Here is a 15,046-nt window from a genome sequence, read left to right on the forward strand (position 1 = left end):
GAGATTGACCGGCAGTTGACCGGCAGTTGCCGGCTGGACCGCGCCACGCCGACCCGGTGGCCGGGAAGCCGAGGCGGTCCGGGCGGCGACTACGACGACCGGGATCGGATGGTCTCCAGACCCAGCCAGGTGGCGAGAGCCTCGATCTCGGCGTCGACCTCGGCCGTCATCGCCCGGGTGAAGGGGACGTCCTCGTGCAGGGCGTTGACGACGAGGACGCCCGCCTTGCGGTCGGCGGTCGCGTCCAGCTTGCCGACAAGCCGGTCATGATGAAGTACCGGCAGGGCGAAGTAGCCCCAACGGCGTTTCTCCCGGGGCTTGTACATCTCCAGGAGATACTCGTAGCCGAACAACTGCTCGGTGCGTACCCGGTCGTGGATCAGCCGGTCGAACGGCGACAGCAGTGCGGTGCGCCCCTCGAACGGCAACCCGAGGTACGCCGGATCGACCCGCCAGGTTCCGGGTACGCCCTCGACCACGGCCTCCTCCCCGGCGGAGCCGACGAACGGCGACTCGCCCGGGGTCAACGTGCCACCGGACCGGGCGATGCCCAACGCGGCGAGCCGGCGCTCGTCGCGCAGCCGGGCCGCCTCGCCCGGATCGAGGTCGGGCAGGTCGACCAGGTAGACCCGCTCGGGGAGATCCCAGTAGCGCTGCCGTCCCTTCCGGCCGGCGATCGCCACCTCGCCGTGTCGAGCCAGCAGTTCGAGCATCTTGGTGACGTTGCGGTTGTTGGTCCAGCCGCTCGACGGCCAGGGCACCACGCTGGTGTCGGGGATGTCCCGGGACAGCAACGGGCCCTTCGCCGCCAGCACCGCCAGGATGTCCCGGCGGAACGACGCGTTCTGTTCCAGCCAGTCCCGGGCGGACGGATGGGTCGCGGCGCGGGCCTCGGCGATCACGGCGGGCAGGTCGCCCGGCGTCCGGATGTAGGCGACGGTCTCGACCAGGCGGCGCTCGACCTCGATCGCCCTGGTCAGCTGCGCGGGATCGTAGGTCGGACCGAGTCGGCTGAACAGCACGAGGTCGGCGCTCGGCGCGATGGCCGCCGTGGGATCGAGTTGCAGGACCGTGAGCCGCTCGACGACCTCCACCAGGTCACTCGGGCGCGGCACGGCGAGCAACTGGGCCCGGACCGCGATCCGCCGGGCGTCGTCCCGCGTCAGTCGATGGGCGACCATGCCGCGACCCTACCCGGTCGGCCGGCTCTCCAAGATCCGCGCACTTTCGGGGATATCGCCGCCCCCGGCACCCGCGACGCCGCACCATCAGGAAAGTTGCGGCGCAGTGCCGGTAGTCCGACCCGGAAGGCGTACCCGATGAGCGCAGACCACGTCGGCACGTACGTGCCGGCCGACCCGTGGCCGTTGCCCCGTGACGCCAGCGTCGCCGACCACCTCGTGCAGCGGCTCGCCTGCTGGGGCGTACGCCGCTACTTCGGCTTCCCCGGCGACGGCATCAACGGGATGACCTCCGCCCTGCAACGCACCAACGAGCAGGTGCAGTTCGTCCAGGTGCGGCACGAGGAGACCGCCGGGTTCGCCGCCTCGGCACACGTCAAGTACGGCGGCGGGCCGCTCGGCGCGGTGCTGGTCACCAGCGGTCCGGGTGCCATCCACGCCCTCAACGGGCTCTACGACGCGAAGCTGGACCACCAGCCGGTGATCGCCCTGGTCGGACACACCGCGCTCACCGCCGAGGGGGGCGGCTACTACCAGGAGGTGGACCTGCTCGCCCTCTACAAGGACGTGGCGGCGGCGTTCCTGGCCCAGCTCGACCACCCGTCCCAGGTACGCCACCTGGTGGACCGGGCGTGCCGGACCGCGCTGGCCCGGCGTACCGTCACCGCCCTGGTGCTGCCGCTCGACGTGCAGGACCTGCCGGCGGTGCCCAACCCACCGCACGCGCACGGCTTCTACCACACCAGCAGCGTGCCGAGCAGCGGTCCGACGACGCCCCCGGAGGCCGACATCCGGCACGCCGCGCAGGTGCTGGGCAGCGGCGAGCGGGTGGCCATGCTGGTCGGCCAGGGTGCGCTCGGCGCCGAGAACGAGGTCCGCGAGATCGCCCACCGGCTCGGCGCGGGCGTGGCGACGGCGCTGCTCGGGTTCACCGCCGTGGACCACCGGGAGCCGTGGGTGACCGGCGCCATCGGTCTGCTCGGCACCCGGCCCAGCTGGCAGTTGATGAACCAGTGCGACCGGCTGCTCATCGTCGGCAGCAACATGCCGTACTCGGAGTTCTACCCGCCGCCCGGCCAGGCGCGCGCGGTGCAGATCGACCACGACGGCACCCAGCTCGGGTTGCGTTACCCGACCGAGGTGAACCTGACCGGAGACGCCGCGCCGACCCTGCGGGCGCTGCTCGCCGCCCTCGGTCCCGGCCCCGGACCGATCCGTTGGCGGGAGACCGTCGCCGGGGCCACCGCCGCGTGGCGGCAGTCGCAGCGGGAACTGGCCGAACAGGTCGCCGACCCGGTCAACCCGCAGTTGCTCTTCGCCACCCTCAGCGAACGCCTGCCCGACGACGTGATGCTCGCCGTGGACTGCGGCACCACCACCGCCTGGTACGCCCGGCACGTCAAGGTGCGTCCGGGGATGCTGGCCAGCCTGTCGGGCACCCTGCTGTCGATGGGCGGCGCCATGCCGTACGCCCTGGCGGCCAAGTTCGCCCACCCGGACCGTCCGCTGGTGGCCCTGATCGGTGACGGCGCGATGCAGATGAACGGGGTCAACGAGCTGATCACGGTGGCGAAGTACTGGCGGGGCTGGGCCGACCCACGTTTCGTGGTGCTGGTGCTCAACAACCGGGACCTGGCCTTCGTCAGCTGGGAGCAGCGCTCCGACGAGGGCACCCCGATGTTCCCGGACAGCCAGCAACTGCCCGACATCGCGTACCACCGGTGGGGTGAGGTGCTGGGGCTGCGCGGCGAACTGGTCGACCACCCGGACCAGGTGGCCGACGTGTGGGACCGGGCACTGCGCGCCGACCGCCCGACGGTGATCAACGCCCTGGTCGACCCCGCCGAGCTGATGATGCCGCCACACTTCACCGTCGACCAGGCCCGCAAGACCGCCGCCGCGGTGCTGCGCGGCGACACCGACTGGGCCGGCATCCTCCGCCGCGGCATCCCCAGCGTCGTCACCACCTACCGCCCCCGCCGCCCCTAACCCCCCCACCCCTCGCCCACCTCGTTGATCATGAGGTTAGCGGCGGTTTGAAGATCAAGTACTGCCGCTAACCTCATGATCAACGGGGGTGTGGGCAGGGATGGGGTGGGTGGGGGTCAGCCGCGGGTGCGGTTTTGGAACCAGCGGCGGAGGTCGGACAGGGGGTCGGCGTCGGTGCGGCGGGGATCGGTGGGCGGGTCGCGGTCGACCGGGCGGCGGGGAGTGCCGACGAGTTCGCGGGTGGGCGGGGTGAAGGACTGCTCCGGCTCGCCCTCGACGGCCGTGGCGATGATCCGGGCGACCGCGTCGATCACCCGGGCCTGTACGGCGGCGCCGACGTGGTCGGTCGGGTCGTCCGGGTTGGCGGCGATGCCGGCGACCGCGACCTGCGGGGTGTACCCGACGAAGCTCTCCGTGGCGGCCTGGTCGGAGCTGCCGGTCTTGCCGGCCACCGGACGGCCGTCGAGGATCCGGTTCACCGCGGTGGCGGTGCCACCGTTGCACTGCCCGAAGGCGGACTGCTGACCCACCGGGCAGCGCGCGGCGTCGGTGGCGGCGCGGGCCACGTCGGCGTCGAGCACCTCGCGGCAGTCCGGGTCGCCGACGGGCAGCCGCTCACCGTCCGGTGCGGTCACCGACACCACCGGCAGCGGCGCGCAGTACGTCCCCTCCGCCGCCACCGTGGCGTACGCGTTGGCCAGGTCGAGTGGGGTGGTGGCGGCCACGCCGAGGGTGAACGCGCCCCAGTCGGCCGCGTCGTTCTCGGCGAAGTCGGCGTCGGACTCCGCCCGGAAGGTGATGCCCAGCCGCTGGGCCATCTCGACCACCTTCTCCGGCCCGACCTGCTCGGCCAGCCAGACGAAGTAGGTGTTCACCGAGCGGCCGAAGCCGTCCCACATCATCCGGTACCCGTCCATCCACTCCGGGTTGGCGTTGGCCGGGCACCAGCGGCCGTCGCAGCTGCCCTCCCCGTCGGCGGCGTACCGGGTGGGCAGCCGGCTGGGCGCGTCGAAGCCGGTGGACAGGGTCCGACCGGACTCCAGCGCGGCGAGCATGGTGAACAGCTTGAAGGTGGAACCGGCCTGGTAGCCGGCGACACCGGCACCGCCGGAGATCAACGGGTTGACGGTGTTCGGGTAGTTGACCTGGCCGTCGGGGTTGCCGTCGAGGCTGTAGTGCCGGTTGACCGCCATCGCCAGCACCCGACCGGTGCCCGGCTCGACGGCGGCGATCGGTACGGCGCGCGGGTTGTCGTACCCGTAGATGCCGGTGGCCTGGCGCTGCGCGGTGGCCTGGATCTGCGGATCCAGCGTCGTCACCACGGTGTAGCCACCGCGTCGTAGCGCCTGCTCCCGCTCCTGCACGGTGTCGCCGAACTCCGGCTGGGCGACCCACCAGCGGCGCAGGTAGTCGCAGAAGAAGCCCCACTCGTCGTCGCGCCCGCCGGCGGTTGCGGCGCAGCCGTTGGCCTGCTCGCTCGGGTCCAGCGTCAGCTTCTCGGCGCGGGCCTCGGCGGCCTGCTCGGCGGTGATCGCCCCGGTCTCGACCATCGAGTCCAGCACGTAACCTCGGCGTTCCAGCGCCGCGTCGGCGTCGCCGTCGATCGGGCTGTACGCCTCCGGCGACTGCACCAGGCCGGCGAGCAGCGCCGCCTCGGCGAGGCTCAGGTCGGCCGGCGCCTTGGAGAAGTAGCGCTGACTCGCGGCCGCCACCCCGTACGCCCCGGACCCGAAGTACGCGATGTTGAGGTAGCGGTTGAGGATCTCGTCCTTGCCGAGGCGCTGCTCCAGGGCGTTCGCGTACCGGATCTCCTGGAGCTTGCGGCCGATCGTCGGTTCGGTGGCCGCGGCCCGCTCCGCCGCGGTGCGGTTCGGGTCGGTCTTGAGCACGTTGCGGACGTACTGCATGGTCAGCGTCGAGCCGCCCTGTCCGCTGCCCTCGGTGACGTTGCTGACCACCGCCCGCATCATGCCGCGCAGGTCGACCCCGCCGTGGTCGTAGAACCGCCGGTCCTCGGCGGCCACGATCGCCTGGCGCATCACCGGCGCGATCTCCGCCAGCGCCACGTCGGTGCGGTTGACGTCGTAGAACGTGGTGATCAACGTCGTGCCGTCGTTGGCGTAGAGGTAGGACCGCTGCGGGGTGGCCGGGGTCCGCAGCGCGTCGGGCAACGCGGCGTAGTTCCCGAGTGCCGCCTTCGCGGCGAAACCGAGCAGCAGATTGCCCGGTAGCGCGGCGACCGCCAGGACCAGGCCGGCGAGTACGCCGGTCAGCACGACGGTGAACAGCCGCGACAGCGGCGTAGGGGTGGCCATGGTCACCAGGATTGCCGCGAAAGCCATCTTCCGGCCACCACAATCGGCCAATTGTCAGGCAATTCACCGCCATTTGCCAGCTGCTCCGTGCTGGTCAGGCCCCGATCAGGCGATGCCAGCTGATGAAACCTGGCAACAGGAGCACCGCACCCACCAGGGATAAAACGGTAAGAATCAACGGCAATCGGGCCCTCCGCAATGCTCGGCTCAGGTACGCCTGCCTGATCTCCAGCTTCTCCGCCTCGCTGAAGTCCCGATCGATGTAGAGGTCCGCCTCCCGTTCCGCCGCCTGAAACAGGTGTGCCGCCCAGGTGGTGAACGCTGCGGCGATGACCCAGAGCGCGGAGTCCAGGGCGACCTTGGCCGTCGAGATCTGCGGGTCGGGAGGGCCGGTGGACACCGAGGTCAGCATGTTGATCCCGGCGCCTGCGAAGAGCCCGGCCAGGAAGTTCAGCGTCGAGGGTGCCGGGATCGCGGCGCTCACCGGCGCGGCTCCGACGGCGGTTCGGGCCAGGGCAGGTCAGGCCACGCCGTGCCGCAGATCCGCTTGCCCAGCGCGTCGACGCGGTCCAGCACGTCGATGCTGACGTTGCTATCCAGCTCGTTGGTAAGCGCGGTGAGTTCGGCACGGTATTCCAGTAGTTCGCGGAGTTTCTCCTGAACCGCCGGCGTCTGCACCGTGCCGTCCCGTTTGGCGATCTGCTCCCGGATGGTGCCTTCGATCTGCTCGATCCCCCGCCGCCAGGCATGCAGTTGACGGGAACTCAGCGGCACCCCGGCCGGCGGCACGGCGGCCTCCGGCAGGGCCGGCTGCGTGGCGGGTTCGACCGGGTCGGCCCGCTCGTGGTTAAGCACCTCCCCGTAGAGCTTGAGGCTCTCCATCTGCACCACGCGCCACACGATGTCGGCCAACTGAGCGGCCACGAACGGAATCCGCAACCGCTCCTCGGGAGCGGTGGGCAGCAGGACCGGGGTCTTGATCGCGCTGAGCACCCGTTGGAGCAGCGTCTGGAGGTGGTCGCGCGCGCCGGCGGCGGTTTCGGTGCAGAGCAGGTTCGCTTCCAGCACCTGCGACAGGTCGATCTCCCGGCCCACCGTGGTCCACTCCTGCTCCCGCCCCATCAGCCTGGCGTGCGCGGTCAGCATCTGCTGGCGCATCGGAAACCCAGCCCGGATCAGGGCGCTGAGGCACATGGCGGTGGTGGCCTCATCGCGGTTCCAGGTGCCCGTGCCGCTGCGCCACCAGTTGTCGAACGGCCCGCCGTCAGCAACGTGGCGCAGCAGCCAGTTGCAGGCATCGCGGACCACCGGATGATCGACGCGCAGGTTGGCCTGGCACAGGCCGAGCACCACCCGGGCGGTCACCCAGGGCACCCGCGCCGGGTAGAAGTTGCCGTCGGCCTCCTGCGCCCGGGCCGCCACCTCCACCAGGTGATCGATGCGATCCTGCTTGCGGAAGCGGGCCGGCGCGGACCCCTCGAAGCCCAGCAGCAGACCCAGCACCCAGTTGCGGTACATCCGGTCGGCGTCCAACTCCCCGGCGGTCATGCCGGCCAGGTGCGGCTCGGCACCCAGCAGTGTGTCCTCCTGGGCCATCGAGCTGCGGATCTCCTCGAAGTCGGCGAAGTCGGCGGTCACCGCCCCCACCGGCTCGGGAAGCACACAACCCGGTTTCTGGTAGTGCCACCGCGCCCGCACCCACTCGGCGATCGCTCGCCACGCCTCGTCGTGGTTGAGCTGGTGCAGGGCGCTGGCGGCGAAGACCGCGGCTCCCAGGTTGTCGTCCCAGGTGGGGTCCTGGGCGCTGCGCTGGTTCAGCGAGCGGCCGAGCCGGGTCAGCGTGTCCCAGGTAGTCACCAGGTAGAGGCTGTCCCGGCGGGCCTCGTCTGGGGAGATGAGGCTGTCCAGACGGCTGAGGGTGGCCTTCATCAGCCGGTCACCACCGCGTTGCAGGTGCAGCCAGACGATCCGCTCCGGGCGTCGCCACCGCCGGTCGGCGTCCCACTGGTTGCGGGCCCGGTTCATCACCAGCCACGCCCGTCGTCGCGACCCGATCTGGTACGCGCCGTCGATCTGGAACACCAGCCCGGCGTCCCGCAACTGCTGCAACGGCTCGCGCAGATGCCCCGCCTCCCGGACCGCCATCTGCAACTCCAGCATGCCCAGGCAGGCCAGGCGGTACAGCGCCTCCTGCTGGCCGGCGCCGGTCACCGCCCTGGTGTAGTACTCCTCCAGATCTGACTCCGTCGGCACCCGCCCCAGGGACTCGGACAACTCGATCGCGGTCAGCGCGATGTGCGCGTCCTCGCGCGCCAGGTCACGAATCCTCGGCCAGCTCTGCTCCTCGATGTCGCTGTCAATCAGAAGCTGACTGACCAGTTGCCGCCCCTCGGCCAGCACCGGGATCAGCGCGCGGGTTGGTTCCCCCTTGCGCAGGATGTCCGCCGCCGACTTCCAGCTCGTCGCGAGCACCTGCAGGCTGAGACCGAAGTCGCTGCGCAGCCGCTCCAGACAGTCGAACAGCTCGTTGCGCACCGGCAGGTTCGCGTGCAGGTTCTCCAACACCACCAGGTATTCGCCGGTCCTGCTGCCCGGCTGCTGCAACAGGGCCAGCACGATCGACGCCGGCCCGTCGGCCGGGTCGCTCAGATTGAGCCACACCACTCCGTCGCCCTGGCCCAGTCGATGCTCGACGACATTGGCCACCAACGCCGACTTGCCGCAGCCATGGTCACCGACCACCACCACGTCGTGCCCGGCCTCCAGCATCTCCTCGACCGCGCTCGAACTCCGCGTGATCCGGTGCAGCCGGGCGTAGTACTCCATCGTGGTCTGATTTGGAAGCTGGGCGTGCCCGACCCGCTTGGGCTGCCACCACGGACCCAGTGGCTCCCCCCACTGGACCAGGGCGTAACTCAACAACACCAACGGGGAGATCCCGACCGACACCGCAGCGACCCGGACCGCCGCTTCGGGCAACCACACCTGCAACGGCTCGTCATGCGTCTCGACCCGCACCTTCAGACCGTGCATACCGTTGGTGAACTCCGTGTTCACATCGGCGGAGACGGGCAGCGCCGCTCGGCGGTTGCCCGTCAGGGACAGCTGCGCCAGCAGATCCTGACGCGCAGCCTCCAGCAGGTCGAGAATGGCGGCCTTCGGGCCGAGGGAATTCACGGCCTTCCAGTCGGTGGTGGGTGGTCCGTCCGTCGTCACCGGCGCATCCCCTCCTCCGGCGGCTCACCCTGGGTCAACCGGCGATCACCGGGACAACTCGATGCTAACCGCCGCGGCTGCCACTGTCGTCTTCGGACAGCGCGGCACAGAGCCGGAGGTACTTCGTGCGGACCAGTTCCCCCTCAACCTCACCGATGTCTGTCTCGGCGAGAGTGAAACCACGACCGCCGAACGCTTTCCGGACGTCGTCGGCATCGCCAAGATCGTGGCTCTCCATCCGGGACGCGTACTCACGGACCGCCGCGGACAGCTCCTCCAACTGGACCTGGAGCAGCCCGCGCCAGCCGAGGGCACGCTGCCGGAATCGCAACTCGAAGTCGTCGACCAGGTCGCTCACCTGGTGCCGATCATCCTGCTCGTCGACGGTGGGCCACTCGTTGCCGGGATGCAGCCGCACGGTGGTCACCACCTGACCCCCCGGACGCAGCAACGCCGACCAGTTGTCGATCACGGTGGCCGCCGCCGCCCGGTCGAAGCGGGTCAGGAAGGCGTCGGCGACGACCATGTCGAACCCCCCTTCGGCCGTCAGCCGGCGCACCGTGTCCGGGCAGGTGATGTCGGCCTTGTGCAGCAGGACCTCGGTGCCCGCCTGGCGGGCGTACCACTGGCAGGCAAGCAGCGGCGTCTGGCACTTGTCGACAACGTGAACGTCCAACTGGTCGGACAGCGTGCCGGTCGTCGATCGCATCGCGTCCAGCACGAACGCCAGCGTGGTGTAGTCGGCGGTGCCGCTGATCAGGATCCGCCGGGTACCTCCGCGGATAGCCTCGACCAGTCGCCGGTGGTAGAACTCGGCGTGCCACTGTGGGCTGCTAACCATGTCGAAGAGTCGCAGATACTGCCAGGCGGAGTGGTACCAGGAGCAGTTGGTGCTGTCCTGGTGCGAGGGGCCGCAGGACATGGGCGCCATCGCGTAGAGCATCTTGGCCGACTGGATCAAGGAGTGGGTCAGCGCCGGGCCGGGCGGACGTGCCCGCTGCGCGCTGGCCGGCACCCGACGCATCAGCGCCTCCCAGAGCAGGCTGGCCCGTTCCACGTCCTCGGAATGCCGGCTGACCACCCACGACGTCACCCCGTCGCGGCCCACCTCCTGACGTACTACCACCTGACGATCGATCAGCCACATGTCCGCCATCGGGACCTGGAGCGTCTCGCCGCCGATGCTCAGTGCGACCTTCACCGGGTGCAGGTGATGTTGGCGGTCCTCGTCCACCTGCCGGTCCACCTCGGTGCCACCCACGTCCTCGCCCGGCACCAGATACATCCGGCGAATCGTCGCGTGCCGTGCCAACTGCTGGAACACGGCCCGGGAGAACAGCTCCGCCGGCCGGCTGACCGCCGAGTACGGCACGATCTGGCACAGTTCCTGGTGCACACCCGAGGCCAGGCTCTGGATCAGCTCGTCGACCGCGGCACCTGGCAGCCGTACGCTCTGCGGGTCGGTACCCTCGTACGACGCTCGGAAGAACAGGTTCGCCCGACGCGCCCGCTCTATCAGGTCGGCTGATGACATCTGTTGCGTGCCGCTACCAGGCTCGGTCATCCGGCTCTCCCCTCACCGCCGCGCCGCCGTCACGACCAGGTGGGCGTCACCTGGTGCGTACGCCACGGCGCGAACCTGCCAACCCGCTTCCTCGACGGCGACGATGACGTCATGAGGACGAAACCTGCGGGACTGGAAACATCGGATGCGGTGCCCGGCGGCCAACTCGCCGTCGTCCAGACGCGCCGGTCGGCGCAGCACCGCCTCGCCGACCACCACGTCGTCGTGCCAGCTCAGCGAAAAATCCAGATCGGTCCCGGCGAGGCCGGCGGCCAGCAGCGGTTGCAGCGCGGCCTCGCGGAACGCTGGCGAACGGTACGGGGCAAGCACGGCGTCCGCCGTGGCGGTGTGCCGCGTGACGAGGGCGACGCTGAGCAGCAGCACGTCACCGACGCGCAACGCGTCCCGGATGTTGACCAACACCCCGACGGGTTGTTCGACGTTGCCCAGCGTGTGTCCGAGCAGGCAGCCCACCACAGGTTCCGTACCGGCCCGCCACCGCTCCACCTCGCAGGAGGTGTCGCACTCGATGTCCCACACGTGGGAGTCAACGCTCATCCGGTCGCCCGCGAAGCGGGTGAGCCGGGCGCAGGCCATGCCAAGCAGGGTCTCGCTGAAGTCGAGAGCCAGATACCGCTGGCAGGGCCACCCCCGGCTGCCCAGCCGCTCGAGGAATGCCCTGCTGCGACCGCCGTTGCCCGGCCCGATCTCGGCCACCGCGAGTGCCCCCACGGTCAGCACACCGGCGGAGATCAGGGCGTCCGCCTCGTGATGAGCGGACGCCAGCATGCTCAGATAGTCTGCGGAACTGGCATACGCGTCGTGGGTGTGCGCGGCGCTGCCGGCGTAGGCGAACTTGAGCGGTACCCGGCCCGCCCGGATCGCCCGGAAAGCGGCCATCCGATGCGACTCACACTCGAAATAGGGCCGATCAGAGGGCGCAGACAACGACGGAGAGGGCGGGCAACCGGGCAGCGACGAGGCGGAGGCCAGCGTCCCGGCACCACCTGTCACCCTGTGCACGCCTCTCGCCTCTGCCACAAGTCCTCCGACGAGGTCAGGGCCGCCGCCGATTACTCGACAATAAGCGTGAGTCGCAACGGCGCGCACCCTCCCCATTGCCATCATTTCGCAGTCTGTAATTCAATACCGACAACAACTATCTAACATGCGATGAGGATAGAGAGGTCCGTCAATCAGTGGAGTAGTTTCTGCCCGAACGGGGGATAGCTGTACTCACCTCGACTCCTCTTCCCGGCCGCCACGGTCAACCAGTTGGGCCACCGCGTCCCGGGCGGCGGCGGTGAATGTGGTCGGCGTAAACATGTGTCGCTGCCAGTCGCCCTGTAAGCCACCGATGTCGTCGACCCCCTCCTCCACCAGCAGCACCATGTACTTGCGGAAGGCGAGCGCGGCACCCTTCTCCTCGATCAGCCAGGCGCTCGTGGCGTACTTCTCCTCGTCACCGGCAAACCGGCGGGCCCGCGTCATCAGCGACACGAAGTACTCGCAGTCGCGGATCCGGTTGAGCACCGCCGTGCCGACGTACCCGTCGGCCCGCCGCCCGGTGACCACCGTGAAGCCCCGATCCTCCAGTAGGCCGGAGAGCCCCCGCACGTACCCGTTCTCCTCGGTGAAGCGGTACGACAGGAACACGCTGTGGGCCGTGCAGGCGGACCCCGTCAGCTCCGAACGCGCCACCTCCAGGGCGCGAATCTCGCCGACGTCCTCCACCAACTGCTCCAGCTTGTCGTCACCGGTCTCGGCCGCGATGCCCCGGACCTGGTCGAACAACTGACCCGTGCGGGCCGGGCCGGAGGCCAGCAGCCGAAACTCGCGACAGGCGATCAACATCGCCTCGGTCTCCGCGGTCAACATCTGCGCCGGGGTGCGTTTGTCGAGGGTGTAGATCTCCCTCAACCCGCTCCGCGCGCCACGGTAGAACCTCGACGCCTGCTCCTCCACCGCCGCCAGGTCGACGTAGAGCACAACCGCGATGCCGGCGGCCGACCAGCCGAGTGCCAGATCGCCGGCGCGGGTCAGCCCGGTGGAGAGCGGATCGACGATCACCACGTCGAAGGCGGTCTCCGCGGCGGCGCGTTCCGCCTCGTCGAGATTTTCCTGCACGACCACCCGCTCCACGAGCGAGCTGCGGGTCAACTCCTCATAGAGCTGACTGACGGCAGGAACGGAGTCACACAAGAGCACGGTCAGTCGGGACAGCGCAGGCACCAGGGCTCCATGAATATCTCACTGACGGGGAATGAGCACCCATGGTGGCACGATGATGAGCGAAAACACCTCGCCAGAATGTCCGCCTAGATTGTCCGAACGGCCCCGCAGCTCCCGGCCCCCGGTGCGGTGCGCGCACCGAACTTCTACCCGCGCGGAAAGAACGGCGCGATAAGCATCCGGCGGCGCAGCGACGAGTCCAGAATCTGACAGCCTTCGGGCTTGCCAATTCACCCGTCAATAGACCAGATTCCAATATCGTTTTAGCGATCGATCAGACCGTGCCGAGTGGGCCCGCGCCACCGGGGCCCATCGGCGCGGCCGGACCGGCGGTGGCGACGCTGGCGCTTGTCGCGTCCCGGAGGATCTCCCGGGGCAGCAGACGGCCCGACCGGTAGCAGATGCCGATACCGGAGATCAGCACGAAGATCGCCCCGAAGGTCTGCAACGAGCCGATCAACGCGCCGCCGAGACCGAGCAGCGGGCTGGCGATCATCAGCATCGCCCCGTCCCCGATGCTGAACATCCCCGAACGGGCCACCGCCCACCCGGTGAGCAACCAGCCGGCGCTGTAGCAGGTGGCACCGACCAGCACCAGCGATCGGGCGGTGGTGCCGAAGACCGGAGTCTGCTCGGACAGCCCGGCGAAGGGCAGCATGAGCACCGTACCGGCGATGCTGACCAGCAGGCCGGCCACGGCGGCGTGCCGGCTGCGGGTGGCGGCGAGCAGCCCGGTCAGCCCGAGCAGGGCCAGCAGGCCCAGCCAGACGGCGGCCACCCAGCCGATCAGGTACAACGCCCGGCCGTCGGCCGGATACGGGTCGTTGCCCACCCCGCCGTCGCTGGCCATCGCCACCGCGCCGTAGAGGATCGCGTACGCCGGCAGCAGCCAGACCGCGGCCCGGGCCAGCCGCCGCAGCGACCAGGCCCAGCTGGCGTTGGTGGCCGCCCGGGGTGGCCCCGGTTCGTCGACGAAGGGCAGGACGCCGAACCCCCCGCCGGTACGTCGGGTGCCGATCGGTCCCTTCGGGTCGTGCGCCCCGGGCACCTCCGGCGTGGACCACAGCCGCCGTACCGGCTCCATGCGTCACCTCGCTCACCCGCGACTGGTGCCGGGGCACGCCGAGGCGCCCCGATGCCTGGTCACCAACCGCGCTAGGACCGATGGTGGCAGGCGCCGGGGCGCTTCATGAGACTTTCTCGCATTTGCCGCCACGTCCGAGCCCACCGGCCCCGCCGCCGCGCGAGACCACCGGTTACGCCCCGCCGGTGCCTGCCGTCGTGGTACCCGAGTTGCGGCATCCCGCGCCCACCAGCCCCGCGGAGACCGCAAGATACGGCAACCCGACGCGGCTCGCGGAGGCGGAGGTGGGCGAACCGGGTCAGCACGCCGAACCGGCCCGGACCGCCGAAGCGGTTCGGGCCGGTAGCGGATCGGGTCAGCCGCGCTCGCGCTGTTCCGAGGAGTCGTTGAGCAGGCTCGTCGGTGAGACCGGCTCCGGCGCGGGCAGCCCCTGCGGGCTGTTGCCGCCGGTGGCCTGCGCCTCGGCCACGCGTACCTCGTCGTGGATCTCCTGGGCCGCCGCGGCGGCGGCCTGCGCGGCCTCCGCCGCCTCCCGCTCGACCGCGCTGGCGTCGTCGGAGGCCTCCTTGCTCGGCGCGTCACCGACCATCTGGCCCAGACCGCCGAGAGCGCCGCCCATACCCTCCAGGGCCTTGGTCAGCTCGGTCGGCACGATCCACACCTTGTTGGCCGTGCCGTTGGCGATCTGCGGCAGTGCCTGGAGGTACTGGTACGCGAGCACCTTCTGGCTCGGGTTGGCCTGGTGGATGGCGTCGAACACGGTCCGGATCGCCTTGGCCTGACCCTCGGCCTGCAGGATCCGGGCCTGCCGGTCACCGTCGGCGCGCAGCACCGCCGCCTGCTTCTCACCCTCGGCGGACAGGATCTGCGACTGCTTGTGCCCCTCGGCGTTCAGGATCGCGGCCCGGCGGTCCCGCTCGGCGCGCATCTGCTTCTCCATCGAGTCGCGGATGCTCGGCGGCGGCTCGATCGCCTTGATCTCCACCCGGGTCACCTTGATGCCCCAGCGGCCGGTGGTCTCGTCCAGCACGCCGGAGAGGTGCCGGTTGATCTCCTCCCGGCTGGTCAGCGCCCGCTCCAGGTCCAGCGAGCCGATGACGTTCCGCAGCGTGGTGACGGTCAGCTGCTCGATCGCCTGGAGGAAGTTGGAGATCTCGTAGGTGGCCCGGACGGAGTCCACCACCTTGAAGTAGAGGACGGTGTCGATCGACACGACCAGGTTGTCCGAGGTGATCACCGGCTGCGGCGGGAAGCTGACCACCTGCTCACGCATGTCGACCTTGGTGCGCACCGCGTCGATGAACGGCACGAGGATGTTCAGGCCAGGGTTCAGCGTGCGCTTGTAGCGGCCGAGCCGCTCGACGACGTCCTGACGCTGCTGCGGCACGATCCGCACCGACTTGGCCAGGGTGACCACCGCGATCAGCGCCACTGCTATCAATAGGGCGGGAACTACGAACTCCAT

At 70.0% G+C, this 15,046-nt stretch carries 10 protein-coding genes; 1 reads left to right on the top strand and 9 read right to left on the bottom strand.

The features are described 5' to 3' along the window. Window positions 1-89 precede the first annotated feature (89 nt). Window positions 90-1,181, bottom strand: a complete 1,092-nt coding sequence (locus tag V5O40_RS08950; protein WP_332905039.1) for a DNA glycosylase AlkZ-like family protein — start codon at window positions 1,179-1,181, stop codon at window positions 90-92. Between the two features lie 138 nt (window positions 1,182-1,319). Between V5O40_RS08950 and V5O40_RS08955 the strand changes: the two genes are divergently transcribed. After that, window positions 1,320-3,170: a thiamine pyrophosphate-requiring protein gene (locus V5O40_RS08955; RefSeq protein WP_332905040.1), complete on the top strand. Its 1,851-nt coding sequence runs from the start codon at window positions 1,320-1,322 to the stop codon at window positions 3,168-3,170. 116 nt (window positions 3,171-3,286) lie between these two features. Here the strand turns inward: V5O40_RS08955 and V5O40_RS08960 are convergent, their stop codons facing one another. From V5O40_RS08960 to V5O40_RS08995, 8 genes are all read right to left on the bottom strand, one after another. Beyond that, window positions 3,287-5,485 (bottom strand): transglycosylase domain-containing protein, encoded by a 2,199-nt coding sequence (locus V5O40_RS08960; protein ID WP_332905083.1) that lies wholly within the window; start codon window positions 5,483-5,485, stop codon window positions 3,287-3,289. Window positions 5,486-5,579: 94 nt separating this feature from the next. Further along, window positions 5,580-5,969 carry a hypothetical protein gene (locus V5O40_RS08965; RefSeq protein WP_332905041.1) on the bottom strand — a complete coding sequence of 130 codons (390 nt, stop codon included), beginning with the start codon at window positions 5,967-5,969 and terminating at the stop codon, window positions 5,580-5,582. Beyond that, window positions 5,966-8,701 (bottom strand): hypothetical protein, encoded by a 2,736-nt coding sequence (locus tag V5O40_RS08970; protein ID WP_332905042.1) that lies wholly within the window; start codon window positions 8,699-8,701, stop codon window positions 5,966-5,968. Before V5O40_RS08970 ends, V5O40_RS08965 begins: the two co-directional genes overlap by 4 nt. Window positions 8,702-8,765: 64 nt before the next feature. Beyond that, window positions 8,766-10,265 (bottom strand): class I SAM-dependent methyltransferase, encoded by a 1,500-nt coding sequence (locus V5O40_RS08975; RefSeq protein ID WP_332905043.1) that lies wholly within the window; start codon window positions 10,263-10,265, stop codon window positions 8,766-8,768. 12 nt (window positions 10,266-10,277) lie between these two features. Beyond that, window positions 10,278-11,165: an L-histidine N(alpha)-methyltransferase gene (locus V5O40_RS08980; protein ID WP_332905044.1), complete on the bottom strand. Its 888-nt coding sequence runs from the start codon at window positions 11,163-11,165 to the stop codon at window positions 10,278-10,280. Window positions 11,166-11,501: 336 nt separating this feature from the next. Then, window positions 11,502-12,497, bottom strand: coding sequence for a hypothetical protein (locus V5O40_RS08985; protein ID WP_332905045.1), 996 nt, complete (start codon window positions 12,495-12,497; stop codon window positions 11,502-11,504). A gap of 274 nt (window positions 12,498-12,771) precedes the next feature. After that, on the bottom strand, window positions 12,772-13,581 hold the full coding sequence (locus V5O40_RS08990; RefSeq protein ID WP_332905046.1) for a hypothetical protein: 810 nt from the start codon (window positions 13,579-13,581) through the stop codon (window positions 12,772-12,774). Between the two features lie 355 nt (window positions 13,582-13,936). Then, window positions 13,937-15,046, bottom strand: a complete 1,110-nt coding sequence (locus V5O40_RS08995) for an SPFH domain-containing protein (protein WP_269742464.1) — start codon at window positions 15,044-15,046, stop codon at window positions 13,937-13,939.

The organism is Micromonospora palythoicola, from assembly GCF_036689795.1.
GTDB classification, from domain to species: Bacteria; Actinomycetota; Actinomycetes; order Mycobacteriales; family Micromonosporaceae; genus Micromonospora; species Micromonospora palythoicola.

Excerpts from the sequence above, each read along its gene's own strand:
- V5O40_RS08950 (WP_332905039.1), bottom strand. The coding sequence starts at position 1,181 with ATGGTCGCCCATCGACTGACGCGGGACGACGCCCGGCGGATCGCGGTC.
- V5O40_RS08955 (WP_332905040.1), top strand. The coding sequence starts at position 1,320 with ATGAGCGCAGACCACGTCGGCACGTACGTGCCGGCCGACCCGTGGCCG.
- V5O40_RS08960 (WP_332905083.1), bottom strand. The coding sequence starts at position 5,485 with ATGGCCACCCCTACGCCGCTGTCGCGGCTGTTCACCGTCGTGCTGACC.
- V5O40_RS08975 (WP_332905043.1), bottom strand. The coding sequence starts at position 10,265 with ATGACCGAGCCTGGTAGCGGCACGCAACAGATGTCATCAGCCGACCTG.
- V5O40_RS08980 (WP_332905044.1), bottom strand. The coding sequence starts at position 11,165 with ATGGCCGCTTTCCGGGCGATCCGGGCGGGCCGGGTACCGCTCAAGTTC.
- V5O40_RS08990 (WP_332905046.1), bottom strand. The coding sequence starts at position 13,581 with ATGGAGCCGGTACGGCGGCTGTGGTCCACGCCGGAGGTGCCCGGGGCG.
- V5O40_RS08995 (WP_269742464.1), bottom strand. The coding sequence starts at position 15,046 with ATGGAGTTCGTAGTTCCCGCCCTATTGATAGCAGTGGCGCTGATCGCG.